This is a genomic window from Spirosoma pollinicola, assembly GCF_002831565.1.
GTDB lineage: Bacteria > Bacteroidota > Bacteroidia > Cytophagales > Spirosomataceae > Spirosoma > Spirosoma pollinicola.
This window is the reverse complement of sequence record NZ_CP025096.1, coordinates 3,344,194-3,361,437: the sequence shown is the minus strand read 5'-3', so window position 1 is coordinate 3,361,437 and position 17,244 is coordinate 3,344,194. Positions and strand designations below refer to the sequence as shown.

The following is a 17,244-nucleotide window of genomic DNA, read 5'->3' as shown; positions in this document are numbered from 1 at the left end:
CCCGGTTCTGACATTATGCATATACAAACGAGAACATTACAGAAAGAAGATTATCACGACCTTAAGGAGGCCATGATTGAGGTATATAGTGGTATTGGGGGTGATTATTGGGAGAAAAGTAAAATCAATAAATTACTTAATATCTTTCCTGAAGGTCAATTTTGCGTTGAAGTTGACGGAAAAGTCGTGGCCTGTGCGCTCTCGATCCGCGTTAATTACGAGAAGTTCGGAGACAACCATACGTACCATGAAATTACAGGTGGCTATACGTTTAAAACACATAGCGACGAAGGCGATTTCATGTATGGTATCGAGGTATTTGTGCATCCCGACTTCCGCGATTTACGGCTGGGTCGGCGGCTTTATGATGCCCGTAAGGAACTCTGCGAAACGCTGAATCTGAAGGGCATTCTGGCTGGTGGCCGTATTCCTAACTACAATAAGTTCTCGCATGAACTTTCGCCCCGCGAGTACATTGCCAAGGTAAAGCAGAAGGAGATATACGACCCGACGCTTACCTTCCAGATCTCCAATGATTTTCACGTACGGAAGGTGCTGCGGGGGTATCTGCCCGGCGATACAGAATCAAAGGAATACGCGACCTTACTGGAGTGGATCAACATTTATTATGTTGCCGAAAAAGACAAACGCCCGCACACTGACTCCATTATCCGGTTGGGCGTTATTCAGTGGCAAATGCGCTTGTTCAAAAATCTGAACGCGTTCCTGGAGCAGGTTGAGTTCTTCGCGAATGCCGTCAGCGACTATCGGGCCGACTTTATGGTGTTGCCGGAGTTTTTTAATACGCCCCTGATGGCCGATTTCAACGACCTTCCAGAGCCAGTGGCGATTCGCAGGCTAGCTGATTTTACAGAAGCTGTCCGCTTAAAACTTTGCGAATTTGCGATTTCCTACAACGTTAATATTGTGGGTGGCAGCATGCCACTTGTCGACGATGACGGGAAACTTTATAACGTTGCGTACCTCTGCCGACGCGATGGCACCTTTGAGGAATATCGCAAGATTCACATCACGCCTAATGAAGTGAAGCATTACGGCATGGTGGGTGGCTACGAAATCCGCGCGTTTGACACCGATTGCGGCAAAATTGGTATGCTGATTTGCTACGATGTTGAATTCCCAGAGTTGGGTCGGATTCTGGCTCAGCAGGGAATGCAGATTCTGTTCGTCCCTTTCCTGACCGATACCCAGAATGGTTACTCACGTGTACGTCACTGCGCCCAGGCAAGAGCTATTGAAAACGAATGTTATGTAGCTATTTCCGGCTGTGTAGGCAACCTGCCTCGGGTACAGAATATGGACATTAACTATGCCCAATCAGCGGTATTTACCCCCTCCGACTTCCAGTTTCCTACCAACGCTGTAAAAGCCGAAGCCACAACCAATACCGAAATGGTACTTATTGCCGATGTGGATTTGAGTTTATTAAAGGAACTTCATGAGCACGGTTCAGTGCAGGTATTAAAAGACCGTCGAACAGATTTATACGATGTGACACTGAAAAAGGCCGCCAAGAAAGCGCTGAAACAGAAAAAAGCATCGCCCGATAACGACCCCGAACAGGTTGCTCCCTTGATCGTTGTCTCAGACTTATAAATTAAAAAGGTTCTTTCTTAACGAAAGAACCTTTTTAATTTAGACTGTACCTGACTAAATTTTTCCAATTATGCCCGAATTGACTGTTTGTGGCCACCCTGCTTCGCAGCCCGGATTAAATATAAGTCAACTAATACCCCAATCAACACCCCCATACAATAACAAGGCAGGTCACTCCAGACGAACGAAAAACCCAGCATTAGGCCGCCCAGACGTGTAGCTCTCAGGCTGTCAATCCAAAAAGCATGATATAATTGGCTGATTTCAATACTAAAAGAGAATGCAATGGCCGTTAGCGCAATGACTTTAACTGGCCATTTATTGAACAATAGGGCAAAGCCAAAATAGACCATGAGTGCCCAAAGCACGTCTCCTATGTAATTCTTTATAATGGCTATCTCGCCAAAAAAGTACCTTGATCCTAATCCCAGTAGCAAGGTGATAGTCATCAATAATCCATAAACTAATCGATTACTCCTGAAAGGCACTGCCTTATACTGGTCTCTCTTCATCTTTTAAATTGACTCCACCCTATAAAACCCTTTTTTTGACTAGAACCACAAGGCTTTGTCAAAAATTTTAGATGCACCGGGAATTTTTTTCGGCGCTTATCTGTAACAATAAATATTACACAAATGAACGGACGTTTCGCCATATCGATGCATATCCTAACGCTACTGGCCAAAGCCAATGGCGAATGGCTGACGTCTGACTTTATTGCGGGTAGCATTAACATTAACCCGGTCCTTGTGCGCAAGGAAATCAGTAACCTGCGCACGAATGGACTGGTTATCAGTCGGGAGGGTAAGAATGGTGGGAGTTCATTAGCTAAATCGGCCAGGCAGATTCGCGTCTCAGATGTATTTCTGGCTACACGTCAGGGTGCTTTTTTGGGAACATCCCGCAATGATCCAAACCCAAACTGTCCCGTTGGAAAGCAGATCGACCAGCATCTAAATAGTTTATACCAGGAGGCAGAAGCAGCTCTCGTTCAGAAATTAGGTGCCAGTACGCTTGATGATTTCAGTCGAAAATTCGACTAAATTTTTTACCCAAAACTGTAACATATTTTATTACAATAAATCGTTCATTTTAACCGCATACCCCTATGAAACTTGCAATAATTGGAGCCTCAGGCTTTGTTGGAACAGCCCTTTTAGACGAAGCCTTGACGCGTGGTCATGAAGTGACGGCAATCGTTCGTCATCCCGAAAAAATTACACTCACCAACGCCAAACTGACCATAAAGCAGGGGGATGCACAGAATGCAGACGCCCTGGCTCAGCTTGTGGCCGGGCACGACGCCGTTTTGAATTCGTTCAACGCGGGCTGGACAAATCCAAATTTATACGATGACTTCCTGAAAGGATCGGAAGCTATCGAAAAAGGCACACAACAGGCTGGCGTTAAGCGGCTTTTGGTTATTGGCGGAGCGGGTAGTCTGGAAGCAGCACCGGGCGTTCAATTAGTAGATACCCCCCAATTTCCGGCCGAGTGGAAAGCGGGCGCTACTGCCGCTCGTGATTACCTGAACATTCTTCGAAAGAATACGGCACTGGATTGGACGTTCGTAAGCCCGGCCATCAATCTGGCTCCCGGTGAGCGCACGGGAACATTCCGTCTGGGCACTGAGCAACCTGTTTTTGACGAAAAGGGTGTGAGTGCCATTTCGGTGAACGATTTAGCGATAGCCGTTTTGGATGAAATCGAGCAGCCGCAGTTTATTCAGAAGCGATTTACGCTGGGGTATTAATTTTTAAAGCCAATTTACAAAAAATGAAAGGTTAACCACAGAGGCACAAAGTGCACAGAGGGCTCAATCCTCTGTGCACTTTGTGCCTCTGTGGTTAACCTCTATTTAGTCTCCTCTCTATTCACCTATTGGATCAGTCAATATAGCACCTTTGCCATTTCCAAAGGTCGATCTGTCGACATGATATCAGCTCCGTTTTCGGCGAATTTTTTATAGACCTGGTCCCCCTTCGCGGCTGCCTGTTTATCCAAGTTACCCAACGTGCCCAGGATACAGGCAATGCCTTTTTCGTGTAGAAATTTGTACAAATCGGCTTCGGGCTCTTTAACGCCCACAAAAGCGACCATCCGGTTATCGGGAACACCGAGTTCGCGTAATCGGTCGTATTCAGCGCGGTTACGGATGGTTACCGAAATCATCAGGTTCGGGTCTAATTTATTGAGTTTGGCAGCATCCTGCGCATTGTAGGTAATGACCGCCACATAGTCGCCTGCACCGGTTTTATGAATCATCTCCACAACGTTTGCAAAAGACACATTTCGCTTCACATCGAGCGTAAAGGTTGCTTTGTTTTTACCCCAGCGTAGCACCTCCTCCAGAGTTGGGATTTTATAAGGAGTTTTATTGCCCATATTATCTTCCAGCCTGTATTGTGCCAGTTCGGTGTAGTTCCGGTCAATTAGTTTGCCGGTTCCGGTGGTTGTACGGTCGAGGGTAGCGTCGTGCATCATAACCATAACACTGTCTTTGGTCAGGTCAATATCGCACTCAATAATAACCGGCATCTGTTTCGCCAGATATGTAAACGACTCGATGCAATTTTCCGGGTATCCTTTCAGATCGCCCCCACCCCGGTGCGCCGAAATTTTGGCAACCTGGTTGGGCTTATAACTGAAGAATTCATACGCTTTGCCTGCCGGTATTTTCGTGTACGTTTTGGGAGAACAGGTAATCAGCCCAATGCTAAGGCCAAGTAGAATGAGGTGTTTTGTGGTCATTTCGTATGCCAGAGAAGTGTTTTATAGATATTGGAAAGCCTGCTAGTCTGGAACCGTTCCAATAACCAGTATTGTTAATATAGAACCGCACCGAAGGTCCGGACGGATTTTTATGATCTATATGAGGTCAAAAAGATTCTATAAATCTTAATCATCCTAAAAATCTGTCCAGGTTGCTGGTGCGGGTCTATATAGCCACAAAAGTAAGGCAACATTTTAGCAACGTCGTATGATTCCCTTTTCAATTCTGGATTTATCGCCTATCGTTGAAGGTGACACCGCCACCCAGGCATTAAGAAATACATTAAATCTTGCCCAACATGCTGAACGGATGGGCTATAACCGCTATTGGCTGGCCGAGCACCACAACATGCCGGGCATTGCCAGTGCAGCAACATCGGTAGTTCTTGGCTACGTAGCCGGGGGCACCAACACCATTCGGGTAGGGTCTGGTGGGGTTATGCTCCCAAATCACTCCCCACTTGTCATTGCCGAACAATTTGGCACACTTGAATCGCTCTATCCCGGCCGGATCGACCTCGGACTGGGTCGAGCACCGGGTTCTGACCAAGCAACCGCACGGGCATTACGCCGTAACCTGACTGGACCGGACACCTTCCCGCAGGATGTAATTGAACTACAGCGTTATTTTCAACCCGACGACTCCAATCAGTTTGTTCAGGCTGTACCCGGCAATGGATTGAACATCCCAATCTGGATTTTAGGATCAAGTTTATTCGGAGCACAACTGGCCGCTATACTGGGATTACCCTATGCGTTTGCCTCCCACTTTGCCCCGGCTGAGTTGTTACGGGCGCTACAGGTCTATCGGACGCAGTTCAAACCGTCCGAACACTTAAAGGAGCCCTATGCAATGGTGGCGGTCAATGTTATTGCTGCCGATACAGATGAGGAAGCCCAGCGTCTCTTCACGTCGGTTCAACAGCAGTTTCTGTATATCCGGCGCGGAAAAGCCCGACAGATGCAGCCACCCGTTAATAATATTGAGGAGAACTGGCCCGATTATGAACTAGCCAATATTGACTCGATGCTTCGCTGCTCAGCAGTTGGATCGCCGGAAACGGTTCAGAGTGTATTGGCGAGTTTTATTTCGCAAACGAAAGCTGATGAGTTGATCATCACCGCTCCTATTTATGACCACGAGGCTCGTAAGCATTCGCTCACTCTAACCGCTCAAGTGCGGGAAGCACTGACGTCCCAGCAATTTGAGTCAGTTGCGGTATAAACGTAGTGTTGTAAGTAAAAGGGTCGGATTCATAATCCGACCCTTTTACTTACAACACTACGTTTACAATCCGTTTCGGTACGACCACCACTTTTTTGGGTGTTTTACCCTCCATCCATTTCTGCACGATTTCGTCGGCCAATACTTCGCGCTCAATCTCGTTGGGCGCCCGGTCGATGGCGAAACTAATCGTTGTGCGGACTTTGCCATTAATTTGAATGGGATACTCGAACGCATCCTCAACCAGATAGTTCGGGTTGAATATCGGAAATTCTGCTTTCGACAGCGTACCCGGCTCATGACCCAAAGCGGCCCAAAGTTCTTCGGCAATGTGGGGCGCATAAGGTGACACTAACAGAACCAGATCCTGCAATACGGCCCGCTTATGACAGTTTAGCGTAGCCAGTTCGTTTACACAGATCATGAATGAACTCACCGACGTATTGAACGAATAAAGCTCAATGTCCTCTTCCGTCTTTTTGATAGTCTTATGCAGGACTTTCAGTTCGGCAGGGGTTGGCTGCTCGTCCGTTACAATCCATTGACTCACACCTTCTGCGTTGTCTTTATAGAACAACCGCCAGAATTTGCGAATGAAGCGGTACACACCGTCGATACCGTTGGTATTCCAGGGCTTGGCCTGTTCGAGCGGCCCGAGGAACATTTCGTAAAGACGCAGCACATCAGCCCCGTATTTCTCTACGATGTCATCAGGGTTCTCAACGTTAGAGTAACGTTTTGACATTTTCTCAATTTCGTAGTTGCAGGTAAATTTATCTGCATCAATAAAATCAGCGTCTTTCGTTAAATCAGGTCGCAATTGTGATAAAATTTCAATATCAAGTACGTCATTTTTCACTGCTTGGATAGGAACACGTATACCTTCCGAAATTTTAATTATTTCCTTGCTAATATCAGGAGCTGTAAAATTTAGTTTATCTGCTACTTCTTGGCCTAACTGCGTAGCAACAATACTTCTAAGAGTATTAGGAGCATTATTGTCCACTACTAATTCTTTAACAAGATTGTAAGGGATGTATATCTGACGCAGCTTTATATAGTTTTCACCTTCATCATTCTGCCCAATCCCATTTACGTAACTTATGCGATAGACTAAGCTTGACCGCCCCTGAATCATCCCCTGATTGATAAGCTTTTTGAATGGCTCATCCTGTGGCACGTAGGCTCGATCATAGAGAAACTTATTCCAGAAACGGCTGTACAGTAAGTGCCCCGTGGCGTGTTCGGTGCCGCCAATGTAAAGGTCCACGTTCTGCCAGTAGTCGATTGCTTCTTTGCTGGCAAACTCACTGTTATTTTGCGGGTCCATGTACCGATACCAGTACCAGGACGAACCCGCCCAGCCAGGCATGGTGCTAAGCTCATACTCATATTTACCCTTGTATTTCCAACCTTCGGCGCGGCCCAGTGGTGGTTCTCCGGTTTCGGTTGGCAGGTATTTGTCAACAGCGGGTAACTCCAGCGGAAGGTCGCTTTCGTCGATCAGGTAGGGCAAAACCTGCCCGTCGCCCACTTCTTTAAAATAGACAGGAACCGGTTCGCCCCAATACCGCTGACGACTGAAGACGGCATCGCGCATCCGGAAATTGATTTTCCCTTTGCCCAAACCCCGTTCTTCCAGCCAGGCAGTTAGCGTAGCGATAGCCTCTTTATAGGTCATGCCATTAATCATACCCGAGTTGATGTAACGACCCTCTTTGGTATTATCAGCCTGATGCTCAATATCTTTCTGGCTATCCAGAATTGGCACAATGGGCAAATTGAAGTGTTTGGCAAAGTTCCAGTCGCGGTTATCGCCCGACGGAACGGCCATAACAGCACCCGTACCATAACCCGCCAGCACATAGTCGGCCAGGAATATGGGGACTTTCTCTTCGTTGAACGGATTAACGCAATAGCTGCCCGTAAACACACCCGAAACCGCTTTTGTATCGGCCATACGATCGCGCTCAGACCGTAATTTTGCCGCATTGATGTAGGTATCAACGGCCTCCTTTTGTTCAGGGGTAGTTAACTCGGCCACAAGTTCGTGCTCCGGCGCCAGCACCATAAACGTAACACCATAAATTGTGTCGACGCGAGTGGTAAATACCTCGATAAATTGTTGACTAGCGGAGGCAAGCGGGAATCGCACGCTCGCCCCTACCGATTTCCCAATCCAGTTACGCTGTTGTTCTTTCAGCGATTCTGTCCAGTCAATCGTGTCTAAGCCCGTCAGTAGGCGGTCGGCATAAGCAGTGATACGCATCATCCACTGCCGCATCAGTTTCTGCTCAACGGGGTAACCGCCCCGCTCAGAGACGCCATCTTTCACCTCGTCGTTGGCCAGAACTGTACCCAGGGCCGGGCACCAGTTCACTACCGCGTTGGCAAGGTAAGTCAGCCGATAGTGCAGGGAAATAGCATACTGTTCCGTTTCGGAGAGGGCATTCCATTCATCGGCGGTAAACGAAGAAACAGTATCGTCGCAAACTGCCTGAACACCCTTCGTGCCATTGACCGAAAATTTGGCCAGCAAGGTGTCGATCGGCTCAGCTTTGTCCGTCTCCTTATTGTACCAGGAGCGGAACAGCTCCATAAAAATCCATTGCGTCCATTTGTAGTAAGATGGGTCAGACGTGCGGACTTCGCGGCTCCAGTCATAGCTAAAGCCTATATTTTTTAGTTGCTCAATATACCGGGTCAGGTTGGCTTCGGTCGTTACGGCCGGGTGCTGCCCTGTCTGAATCGCGTATTGTTCGGCAGGCAGACCAAAGGAATCGAAACCCATCGGGTGCAGTACATTATAACCTTTAAGCCGTTTGTAACGCGATACAATATCCGAAGCGATATAACCTAGCGGGTGCCCTACATGCAGCCCGGCCCCAGATGGGTACGGAAACATATCAAGCACATAATACTTTGGTCGGTTGGTCTGTTCTGCGGGTTTGTTGGTGTGATTTTCATCCCAAAACCGTTGCCATTTCTGTTCGGTCTCACGGTGGTTATAGTCGGCCATAATAGTAGTGCGGCCAGGAAGCCGCATAATTCGCTTAATTAAAGTGCGGTCGAAAAGACACACCACTTAGTTTTCTTGCAAAAATAGCCGTTTAAGAAGACTTTTGCTTATCCTACCGAACGATGACTGCACAAACTCTCAAATGAATCAGGTTAGCCCTCCTACTCCCTCATCGGCCAGAAGTCTGCTTACCAGCCGTTCCTCCCAACCCTGTTGGCCCTGGACAGTTGTGCTGGGCACCCTCATAGCCGTTTTGACCTGTTGGGTCGTAGGCGATTTTAGCCATCCGCTCTCCGATGGAAATGATACAGATCAATATGAATATGTAGGGTATTTTTTTGGAAAGAATCTGCATTTTTTCCCCTTTCCCCACCTTAATCTCATCAATACACAAACATTTTACCCCTATGGCACCAATCAGGCTTTTTTAGACTGGGGCTTCGAGCGTGACTACTGGTATGCCTTTTGCAGTTGGCTGTTTGGCGGCCCAGGCCCCTATCTTCAATATTACTATGTATATAGTCTGGTCGTAACGGCCGTTGGAACGTTTCTGCTGTTACGGTCCCGTTTTGGTGCCGGAAAATCATTTGTAGCCGGGTTGATTGTCTCCATTTTCAACGTCTATGCACTCTGGAAATTTCCGGTTCACATGAACGTCTGTGTTGCTCACTGGACAGCTCTTTGCCTGATTGCGACATACAGCCTGTTGCTTGACGTACTTGATCGAAAACCGGTTTCTCTCCCCTTTTTCATTCTATGGGTATGGCTTCACGTTCAGGTACTCAGCCAGGAACTGGCCTACGTGGCTGGGTTCGCATTAACATTTACGACGCTTGTCCTGCCCGTTCTACTGGTAAGTTTCTTTCAGCAGTTTTCAACCATATCAGAATGGCCGGTGCTTGCAGCAAGCTATATGCGTACTGAATGGCGTCAGCATCGCTGGGCAATTATTGGGTTGACCGGATTGGTGGCACTTAGCCTTTGGCTTTACCTGCCGCTTACGCTTCAAATTGCTCTTACAGCCTGGCAGTTCGATTTTGGTCTGGTACCCGAACTACCCGCCTGGTCGCACCCGGCACGCCTGTTGCTTCCGCATTTGCGAGGTCTTGATAGTTTCTCTATTCCTTATCAGCAATGGTTTCATGATACCTTCGAAAGTTATGGGCAAGGCAGTCCTGGTTTATATTTAACGATAGCCGCAGGGGTTGGCTGGTGGCAGACCCGGCACAAGATAAGTCAGTGGTTACCAGTTGCTGGTATGCTGGTGCTGTGTCTTCTCTATCATCCGGTCCTTCTACCAACCCTGAAACTATTTCCCTGGTTTAGCTTTAACCGGCATGGCGGGCGAGCCAGTCTGATTTATCCTGTAATGCTGGTATTGCTGGCTCTTCCACTTCGGTGGCCTTCCCGTTTACCCGGTCAACTTAGTTGCGCCTTGCTGGTCGCCTTAATGGGCCTGGAATGGTACACGAGTTATTCATTACGCCTTTTTATTGGTACCAATGTAGCGTCGGATAGTTTACTTCGATACTGTGCTGTTGTAAAGCAACAACCCGGCGAAGCCGTACTCGACTGGCCTTTTTGCACCATTGGCGCCAATGGCGTCGGCGATAAAGAAGGGCTATGCCCCTATTATAAACAGCAGAACGCCGTATTCGCCTATCGACGCTTTTATGATAAAAGCACGGTGGGTCAATATTTCGGTCGGCTCCACCCCGATCAGATTAAACCTTTCCTTCGCGAGGGCTGGCCCCAATTGCTTACTCCCGATCGTGTTTTCACGAATCAGGATTGGCAGTTTATGGATTCGTTTCTTCGGAAGAATAAATTTGCGGGCATCAATTTGTATGTCGATTTACTCTTGCCGGAGCAGGTGGCTCAATTTTACAAGCGATACGGTCAACCGATTGCCGAAACCCGATTCCCGGAGGCTGGCCGCGTTGTTTTTCTTACACTTGACAGCAGAAAATAATCGTTATATACTAAAATACGCAACGGCCCGTCGCCTTCAGGCGTATACCCAATTAGAAACAATCCATTAATGACGCATGGCGTGACTCTTTACGATTGATAATTTCTTCATTTGTCTATTTCGTAGATACTCATGCGACGTTTTTTCTCGTTTTCGACATTAATCAATGTCGCTTTACTTGCCTGTATTTTACCTGGTTGCCAGACCGATAGCGCTGTTGAGCCAACCAGTATTTCGGCCGACTGTCTGGTAAAAGCCTCTTCCAAGAACGGAACGGCCATTACAGGTGCGTATATTGTTACATACAAACCATCACAAACGCTGCCGGTCGCTCCAAACGCCCGCATTACCGCCACCGAAACCCTCGCCCAACAGTTGCTGACCACCTATTCGATTGCAAACACACAGGTAGATGTACTGGCAACGGGTGAACAAACCAGTTTTCTGGCTACCCTAACCGAGGGTGAATCGGAGAAATTACGGCAGGACCCTTCTATACTATTAGTTGAGCCTGATCGGATTATGTCCATGTGCAATTTCGTCGATGTAACAACGGCCACGACGTTACCCTGGAATATTCAACAAACGGGCTACGGCCGGGGCGACTTGCAGACCACAAAAACGGCATGGATCATTGACACGGGTATTCAACTCAATCACCCCGATTTGAACGTGGACACCGAGCGCAGCCGCTCCTTCGTGAGTGGGCAAACTTCGGCCGATGACCAAAATGGGCACGGTACCCACGTGGCCGGTATCATAGGGGCCAAAAACAACAGCATCGGTGTAACAGGTGTTGCTTCGGGTGCCACGCTGGTATCACTCAGAGTTCTGGACGAAGACGGTGAGGGACGGCTGTCAGGAATTATTCAGGCGGTGAATTATGTGGGGCAAAACGGGAAGGCAGGCGACGTTGTTAATTTGAGCTTGGGGGGTGAGGGCACATCGGCAACGCTCGACCGAGCTATAACACAGGCAGCCAATGCAGGTATTTTCTTTGCCATTGCCTCCGGCAATGAGGGTAAGAACAGTGACAATTATTCTCCGGCGCGGGTAAATCATGCCAATGTGTTTACCGTCTCAGCGATGAATAGTGCTAACCAGTTTGCCTCGTTTTCAAACTTTGGCAGCAGTGTCGACGTCTGTGCGTATGGGGTTCGCATTACCTCCACCTACATTGGCGGCAAGTATGCAACCTTAAGTGGCACCTCGATGGCAGCTCCTCATGTGGCAGGTTTATTGCTGATCAGAGGGAGTAACTTGCCCACACACGGAACCGTTACGGGCGATCACGACGGAACACCCGACCCAATGGCGGGCGAGTGATCTGTTGGGAGCACCCGCACGATTTGTTTGACAAATGCTAAGCTAACTGAACGATGTTGTTAGGCACAATGAATTCCTGTCGTGGGTTGTACCACGACTTTAGCAAGTCCAAACCCAATCTTTCAGTCTGAAAGCTTGGTTGATTGTGCCACATATACAGGGGTTTGAGCTATAGCTATTCCCAAAATTTTGAGAATTAACTATAAGCCAATTAATAATTTTTGACTTTCGTATGAGCTAAATTTATACTAAATATTAATTTTCGCTTTAAATACTATTCTTATTTCACAAAGTACATCTTTAACCCTTTAATATTTTACAATACATACTTATAACCCAATCTTATTTTGTTAATTCCTATATTCGGCCGCTAATAGTGTGGGCAGTTCAAAGCTTTTCACATTACTCTTCATTTAAATATACAAACTTGCGTGGTTGACTCTATTTTCATTCTCTTTGTGCTTTGCCTCAATGTTGTTATTTGCGAATGGCTAACTCGTAAACCTGGCTTTCACCACATTGGAACAGCTTTATTGGTCATCATACTCACAGCCATTGAAGCCAACTTTCATTTAATTCCTACTACAGAAACACCCGTCTACGAAAGTATTTTCAGTTACCTGGCTCCCTTCTCATTATTCCTTCTTCTACTAAGTGTTAATCTGAAGGACTTACGGCAGGCAGGGTTGCCAATGGTCACCATGTTTCTGGTCGGCTCGGCGGGTACGGTCATTGGGGTTTTTGTAAGTGTATGGCTATTTTCGGCGCCAAACACGGTCGGGAACTTGTATTATGCACTAGCGGGTATGTTCACCGGGACGTATATTGGAGGGAGTGTTAATTTCCATGCGGTTGCCCTCCACTATGGCGTATCCAAGGCAGGAAACCTGTTTATTGCGGCTACTGCTGCCGACAATATTATGACGGCCCTCTGGATGGCTGCCACACTATCGTTACCCCGCATACTTCAAAAATATTTCCCTCGTAAGCAAATGAGCAGCGCATCATCAACGGAAACAGTTTTCCAGTTGGGCGATGAACAGAGTGATACCAATCCATTTACTGATGCAGAAACCATGAATCCCAGTGATCTTGCATTGTTGCTGGCCCTGGGTTTTGGCTCCATCTTTTTGTCTAAACAACTAGCGGCCATATTACCAATGATTCCATTCGTACTGATCCTAACCACTATAGCCCTTGTATTGGCTCAGTTTCGGGTTGTGAACAAGTTGCGTGGAAGCCGACTTTTGGGCTTGTTCGGCATTTACGTGTTCCTGGCTGTTATTGGTGCATACTGCGACATTGCTACACTTCTTCATGATGGGCAATTAGCGATCATACTTTTCGGCATGATATTGACGCTGGTACTCATTCACGCAGTTATCCTTTTCGGGATCGGCGCTTTTTTCAAGCAGGATTGGGACGTGTTGGGCATTGCGTCACAGGCCAATGTTGGCGGGGCAACGTCTGCGTTGGCGCTCGCCAAAAGTCTTAATCGCCCGGATTTACAACTTCCTGCCGTACTGGTCGGAACTCTGGGCAATGCTATTGGAAGTTATTTGGGCATTGTAGTGGCCGAAGTCCTTCGAGCTGCCTAGGCTGTTTCCTCTTCAATTTGCATCTGTGCTCATCATTTCTGTACCTTTGCAGCACTTTTTAAGCCCTTCTCAAGTTGTAAGGCTATTAAAAGTTGGCTCAGCTAGCGGCACTTCAACGTGCCGTTTTTCATAAGAAAAATAATCTATAAACTCGATAGGGTTTATTACCTATATTATTACCGATTGTCTTACAGACCGACATGGCTACCGACTCGCTCGTAACGGAAAAAGAGAATTTAAACCTTAATGGTCTGACGATCAGCATCCAGGGAGACAATGCAGCCACTCAGGCCGATGCGTTGCGGGCGGCATTTCCAGATGCCAATGTGCAAACAGGTTCGTCCAGCCCATTACTACGCCGACGTAATCGCACTGAAATTGCAATCTATGCTTTTTCAGCTCTCGCGTTAATGCTCGTTGGGCATCTCCTGTTCAGCTACTTTACCCTGAGTCGGCTAACGCTCCTGGCGAATAGCATTGATCTTACACCCCAAATTTTTTACTTTATCATGGCCGGGTTTGTGGCTCAGATGATTGACGGAGCTTTAGGCATGGCTTACGGTGTCACGGCAACTACCTTTCTGACAAGTGTAGGTATCAGCCCATTGTTCGCCACGGCAAGTGTACACAGTTCCGAGATTTTTACCAGTGGTGTATCAGGGTATATGCACCTTAAATTTGGTAACGTAAATAGTCGGTTATTTAAGATTATCCTGATTCCCGGAGTCATTGGCGCTGCGTTGGGTGCCTTTTTAATTACCAAACTGGCCGACATGGAAGTGGTCGCAAAATACTTAAGTCCGGCAATTTCTGTTTACACGGCGATATTGGGGATATTGATTCTCAAAAAAGCATTGACGAAAAACGCGAAGAAGAAACCCGTCCGGCAAATTGGCCTGTTAGCCTGGTTCGGCGGTTTTGTCGATGCCATTGGCGGGGGCGGCTGGGGACCAATAGTTAACTCAACTCTCATTGCTTCGGGGCGGCACCCACGTTATACCATTGGTTCGGTAAATCTGGCCGAGTTCTTTGTGTCGTTTGCTTCGTCTGTCGTGTTTGCATTGTATGCCGGACTGGACAACTACGGCATGGTGATACTCGGCCTTATTTTAGGGGGTATGATCGCGGCCCCGATTGCGGCCCGTTTGTCGCAGAAACTACCGATCAAAACCATGATGATATTGGTCGGAATTGTGGTTATCCTCGTAAGTTTGCGGAAAATTATTAAGTTCTTTTAGCCACTTGATGTGGTGTCGGTTTCTCAAAACCGACACCACAAATAATATGAAAAAACAAACCAAAGCCATTCGCATCCAGGCGGAGAAGTCTGGAAATCGTGAACATTCCGTTCCGTTATATCTAACGTCGAGTTTTGCTTTCGAAAGTGCCGAACAGGGCAAAGCCTTGTTTGATGAAACGGAAGATGGCAATATCTACTCACGCTTCTCAAACCCCAACGTGACGGAATTTGTCGATAAGGTTTGCATGCTGGAAAATGCCGAAGATGGTATTGCCACAGCTACCGGAATGGCGGCTGTTTTCGCGAGCATGGCTGGTTTGTTAAAATCGGGCGACCATTTGGTAGCTTGCAGGGCTTTGTTTGGATCGGCGCACCAGATCATCACCCAGATTCTGAGCAAGTGGGGTATTACGCATACCTATGTGGATGCCAGCGCCAGCGAAGCGGAGTGGGAAGCGGCCATTCAGGCGAATACCGGAAGACCAGCCGCTCGCATGGTGTATCTGGAAACGCCTTCTAACCCCGGTTTAGAACTCGTTGATCTGGAAATGCTGGGGCGTTTAAAGCAGAAGTACGGTTTTATTCTAAACGTAGACAACTGTTTTGCCACGCCAATTCTGCAAACTCCCATTGATTATGGTGCCGATTTATCGGTGCATTCGGCTACCAAATATATGGATGGTCAGGGCCGTGTTCTGGGCGGCATTGTCGTTGGCCATGCCGATCTGATTCAACCCATTCGCTTCTTTGCGCGCCATACAGGCCCTGCTCTGTCGCCGTTCAATGCCTGGGTTCTATCCAAGAGTTTGGAAACACTTGACCTTCGCATGGAACGCCATTGCCGCAACGCCCTGCAACTGGCCGAAGCCCTGGACACCCACACCGACGTGGAGCGGGTACTTTATCCATTCCTGCCTTCCCACCCGCAGTATGATCTGGCAAAACGCCAGATGAGCGCGGGCGGTGCCATTGTAACGATTGAACTGGAAGGTGGTTTCGACCGGGTGAAAGCCTTCTTCGACGCCTTGACAATTCCCACTCTGTCATCAAACCTCGGCGATTCGCGCACCATTGTCACGAACCCGAACACGACGACCCATGCCAAACTCAAACCTGATGAAAAAGCCGCTTTGGGTATTACACCGGGCCTGATTCGGATTTCGGTTGGATTGGAAGCTATTGAAGATTTGATCGACGATTTCACACAGGCAGTAGAAAAGTCGGCCGAAGCGGTTAAAGAAAAGGTATAACAAACCTAAATCAATCCGTCATGATTCGTCCAGTTGTCTACGTACTCTTGCTCCTGTTAGCCCAGGTCAGTTACAGCCAGTCACCTAAAAAACCTCTTCGGATAGGCATAGCTGGTATGGCACATGACCATGTTCATGGCATTCTGAATAAGGCATTCAGGCAAACGGGGCAGACCGACATCGAAATCGTAGGCATTGCCGAACCGAATCGGGAGCTAGCCGAAAAACTGGCAAAACAGCATGGGTTCAGCATGAGTCTGGTTTACCCAACGCTAACAGAAATGCTCGACAAAACCAAACCCGAAGCCGTAACCGATTTCGGGCCAGTTGTCGATCATAAGAAAACGGTAATCGTTTGCGCCCCTCGCGGTATTCATGTAATGGTTGAAAAACCGCTGGCCACCACGTTTGCCGATGCCAAACAGATGGCAGAACTGGTGAAGAAGCACAAAATTCAACTGCTCACGAACTATGAAACAACCTGGTATGGCAGCAATCATAAAGCGTACGCCATTGCCAATACCGACAAGTCGATTGGTGATTTGCGGAAGATTGTTGTTCACGACGGGCATCAGGGACCTAAGGAGATTGGGGTGAGCAACGAGTTTTTTGCCTGGTTGACCGACCCTGTTACCAACGGTGCCGGGGCATTGTTTGACTTTGGCTGTTATGGTGCGAATCTCTCGACCTGGCTCATGCATAACCAGCGGCCACTGTCAGTGATGGCGGTTACACAACAGATCAAACCCGATATTTACCCGAAAGTGGACGATGAAGGGACGATTATTCTGACGTACCCCAAAACGCAGACGATCATTCAGGGGTCGTGGAACTGGCCCTTTGGTCGAAAAGATATGGAAGTGTACGGGCAAACCGGTTATGTTTTTACTGTCGATGGCACCAAAATGCGTATTCGATTCAAAGACGATAAAAGCGAGCACACTGCCGAAGCTACATCAGCGGATGTTCCTGCTACTGACCCGTTTACATACTTCGCCCGATTGATTCACGGCGAAACTAAACCGGACGAATTAACGTCATTAGACAATAACATAATCGTCATGGAGATCCTGGATGCAGCCCGTCAATCGGCCAAAACCGGCAAGGCGGTGAAACTATAATTGTACAACGGAATGGTATTCCGTTGAGGCCGATAGGCCAATTTATTTTGACTATTAGCTAATAGCCTTACGGCTCAACGGAATACCATTCCGTTGTATTAAAA

The 17,244-nt window shown here is 47.7% G+C and carries 13 protein-coding genes; 10 read left to right on the top strand and 3 right to left on the bottom strand.

Annotated elements, in window-relative coordinates; genetic code table 11:
• Positions 1-15 precede the first annotated feature (15 nt).
• Complete coding sequence (locus tag CWM47_RS13990) at positions 16-1,617, top strand: carbon-nitrogen hydrolase family protein (RefSeq protein ID WP_100988559.1); 1,602 nt, start codon at positions 16-18, stop codon at positions 1,615-1,617.
• Between the two features lie 68 nt (positions 1,618-1,685).
• Here the strand turns inward: CWM47_RS13990 and CWM47_RS13985 are convergent, their stop codons facing one another.
• Complete coding sequence (locus CWM47_RS13985) at positions 1,686-2,066, bottom strand: ribosomal maturation YjgA family protein (protein WP_240625902.1); 381 nt, start codon at positions 2,064-2,066, stop codon at positions 1,686-1,688.
• Between the two features lie 186 nt (positions 2,067-2,252).
• On the opposite strand from CWM47_RS13985, the gene CWM47_RS13980 reads away from it, so the two are divergent.
• Entirely contained in the window at positions 2,253-2,660 is a 408-nt protein-coding gene (locus tag CWM47_RS13980) for an RrF2 family transcriptional regulator (protein WP_100988558.1), read from the top strand.
• 65 nt (positions 2,661-2,725) lie between these two features.
• Positions 2,726-3,370 (top strand): NAD(P)-dependent oxidoreductase, encoded by a 645-nt coding sequence (locus CWM47_RS13975; RefSeq protein ID WP_100988557.1) that lies wholly within the window; start codon positions 2,726-2,728, stop codon positions 3,368-3,370.
• A gap of 137 nt (positions 3,371-3,507) precedes the next feature.
• Here CWM47_RS13975 and CWM47_RS13970 read toward each other — a convergent pair whose 3' ends face one another.
• The gene (locus CWM47_RS13970; protein WP_100988556.1) at positions 3,508-4,368 is read right to left on the bottom strand and encodes a glycerophosphodiester phosphodiesterase family protein; all 861 of its coding nucleotides are present in this window, start codon (positions 4,366-4,368) and stop codon (positions 3,508-3,510) included.
• A 229-nt stretch (positions 4,369-4,597) separates the two neighbouring features.
• On the opposite strand from CWM47_RS13970, the gene CWM47_RS13965 reads away from it, so the two are divergent.
• Positions 4,598-5,614 (top strand): LLM class flavin-dependent oxidoreductase, encoded by a 1,017-nt coding sequence (locus CWM47_RS13965; RefSeq protein ID WP_100988555.1) that lies wholly within the window; start codon positions 4,598-4,600, stop codon positions 5,612-5,614.
• Positions 5,615-5,663: 49 nt separating this feature from the next.
• Here the strand turns inward: CWM47_RS13965 and CWM47_RS13960 are convergent, their stop codons facing one another.
• Entirely contained in the window at positions 5,664-8,633 is a 2,970-nt protein-coding gene (locus tag CWM47_RS13960) for a leucine--tRNA ligase (RefSeq protein WP_100993872.1), read from the bottom strand.
• A gap of 142 nt (positions 8,634-8,775) precedes the next feature.
• On the opposite strand from CWM47_RS13960, the gene CWM47_RS13955 reads away from it, so the two are divergent.
• From CWM47_RS13955 to CWM47_RS13930, 6 genes are all read left to right on the top strand, one after another.
• Positions 8,776-10,605 carry a DUF2339 domain-containing protein gene (locus tag CWM47_RS13955; protein ID WP_100988554.1) on the top strand — a complete coding sequence of 610 codons (1,830 nt, stop codon included), beginning with the start codon at positions 8,776-8,778 and terminating at the stop codon, positions 10,603-10,605.
• Between the two features lie 132 nt (positions 10,606-10,737).
• Positions 10,738-11,931: a S8 family serine peptidase gene (locus CWM47_RS13950; protein WP_100988553.1), complete on the top strand. Its 1,194-nt coding sequence runs from the start codon at positions 10,738-10,740 to the stop codon at positions 11,929-11,931.
• A 431-nt stretch (positions 11,932-12,362) separates the two neighbouring features.
• Complete coding sequence (locus CWM47_RS13945; protein WP_100988552.1) at positions 12,363-13,529, top strand: DUF819 family protein; 1,167 nt, start codon at positions 12,363-12,365, stop codon at positions 13,527-13,529.
• Positions 13,530-13,729: 200 nt separating this feature from the next.
• Positions 13,730-14,767: a sulfite exporter TauE/SafE family protein gene (locus CWM47_RS13940; RefSeq protein WP_100988551.1), complete on the top strand. Its 1,038-nt coding sequence runs from the start codon at positions 13,730-13,732 to the stop codon at positions 14,765-14,767.
• A gap of 46 nt (positions 14,768-14,813) precedes the next feature.
• Positions 14,814-16,019 (top strand): trans-sulfuration enzyme family protein, encoded by a 1,206-nt coding sequence (locus CWM47_RS13935; protein ID WP_100993871.1) that lies wholly within the window; start codon positions 14,814-14,816, stop codon positions 16,017-16,019.
• Positions 16,020-16,039: 20 nt separating this feature from the next.
• On the top strand, positions 16,040-17,140 hold the full coding sequence (locus CWM47_RS13930; protein ID WP_100988550.1) for a Gfo/Idh/MocA family protein: 1,101 nt from the start codon (positions 16,040-16,042) through the stop codon (positions 17,138-17,140).
• The last annotated feature ends 104 nt before the right edge of the window (positions 17,141-17,244 follow it).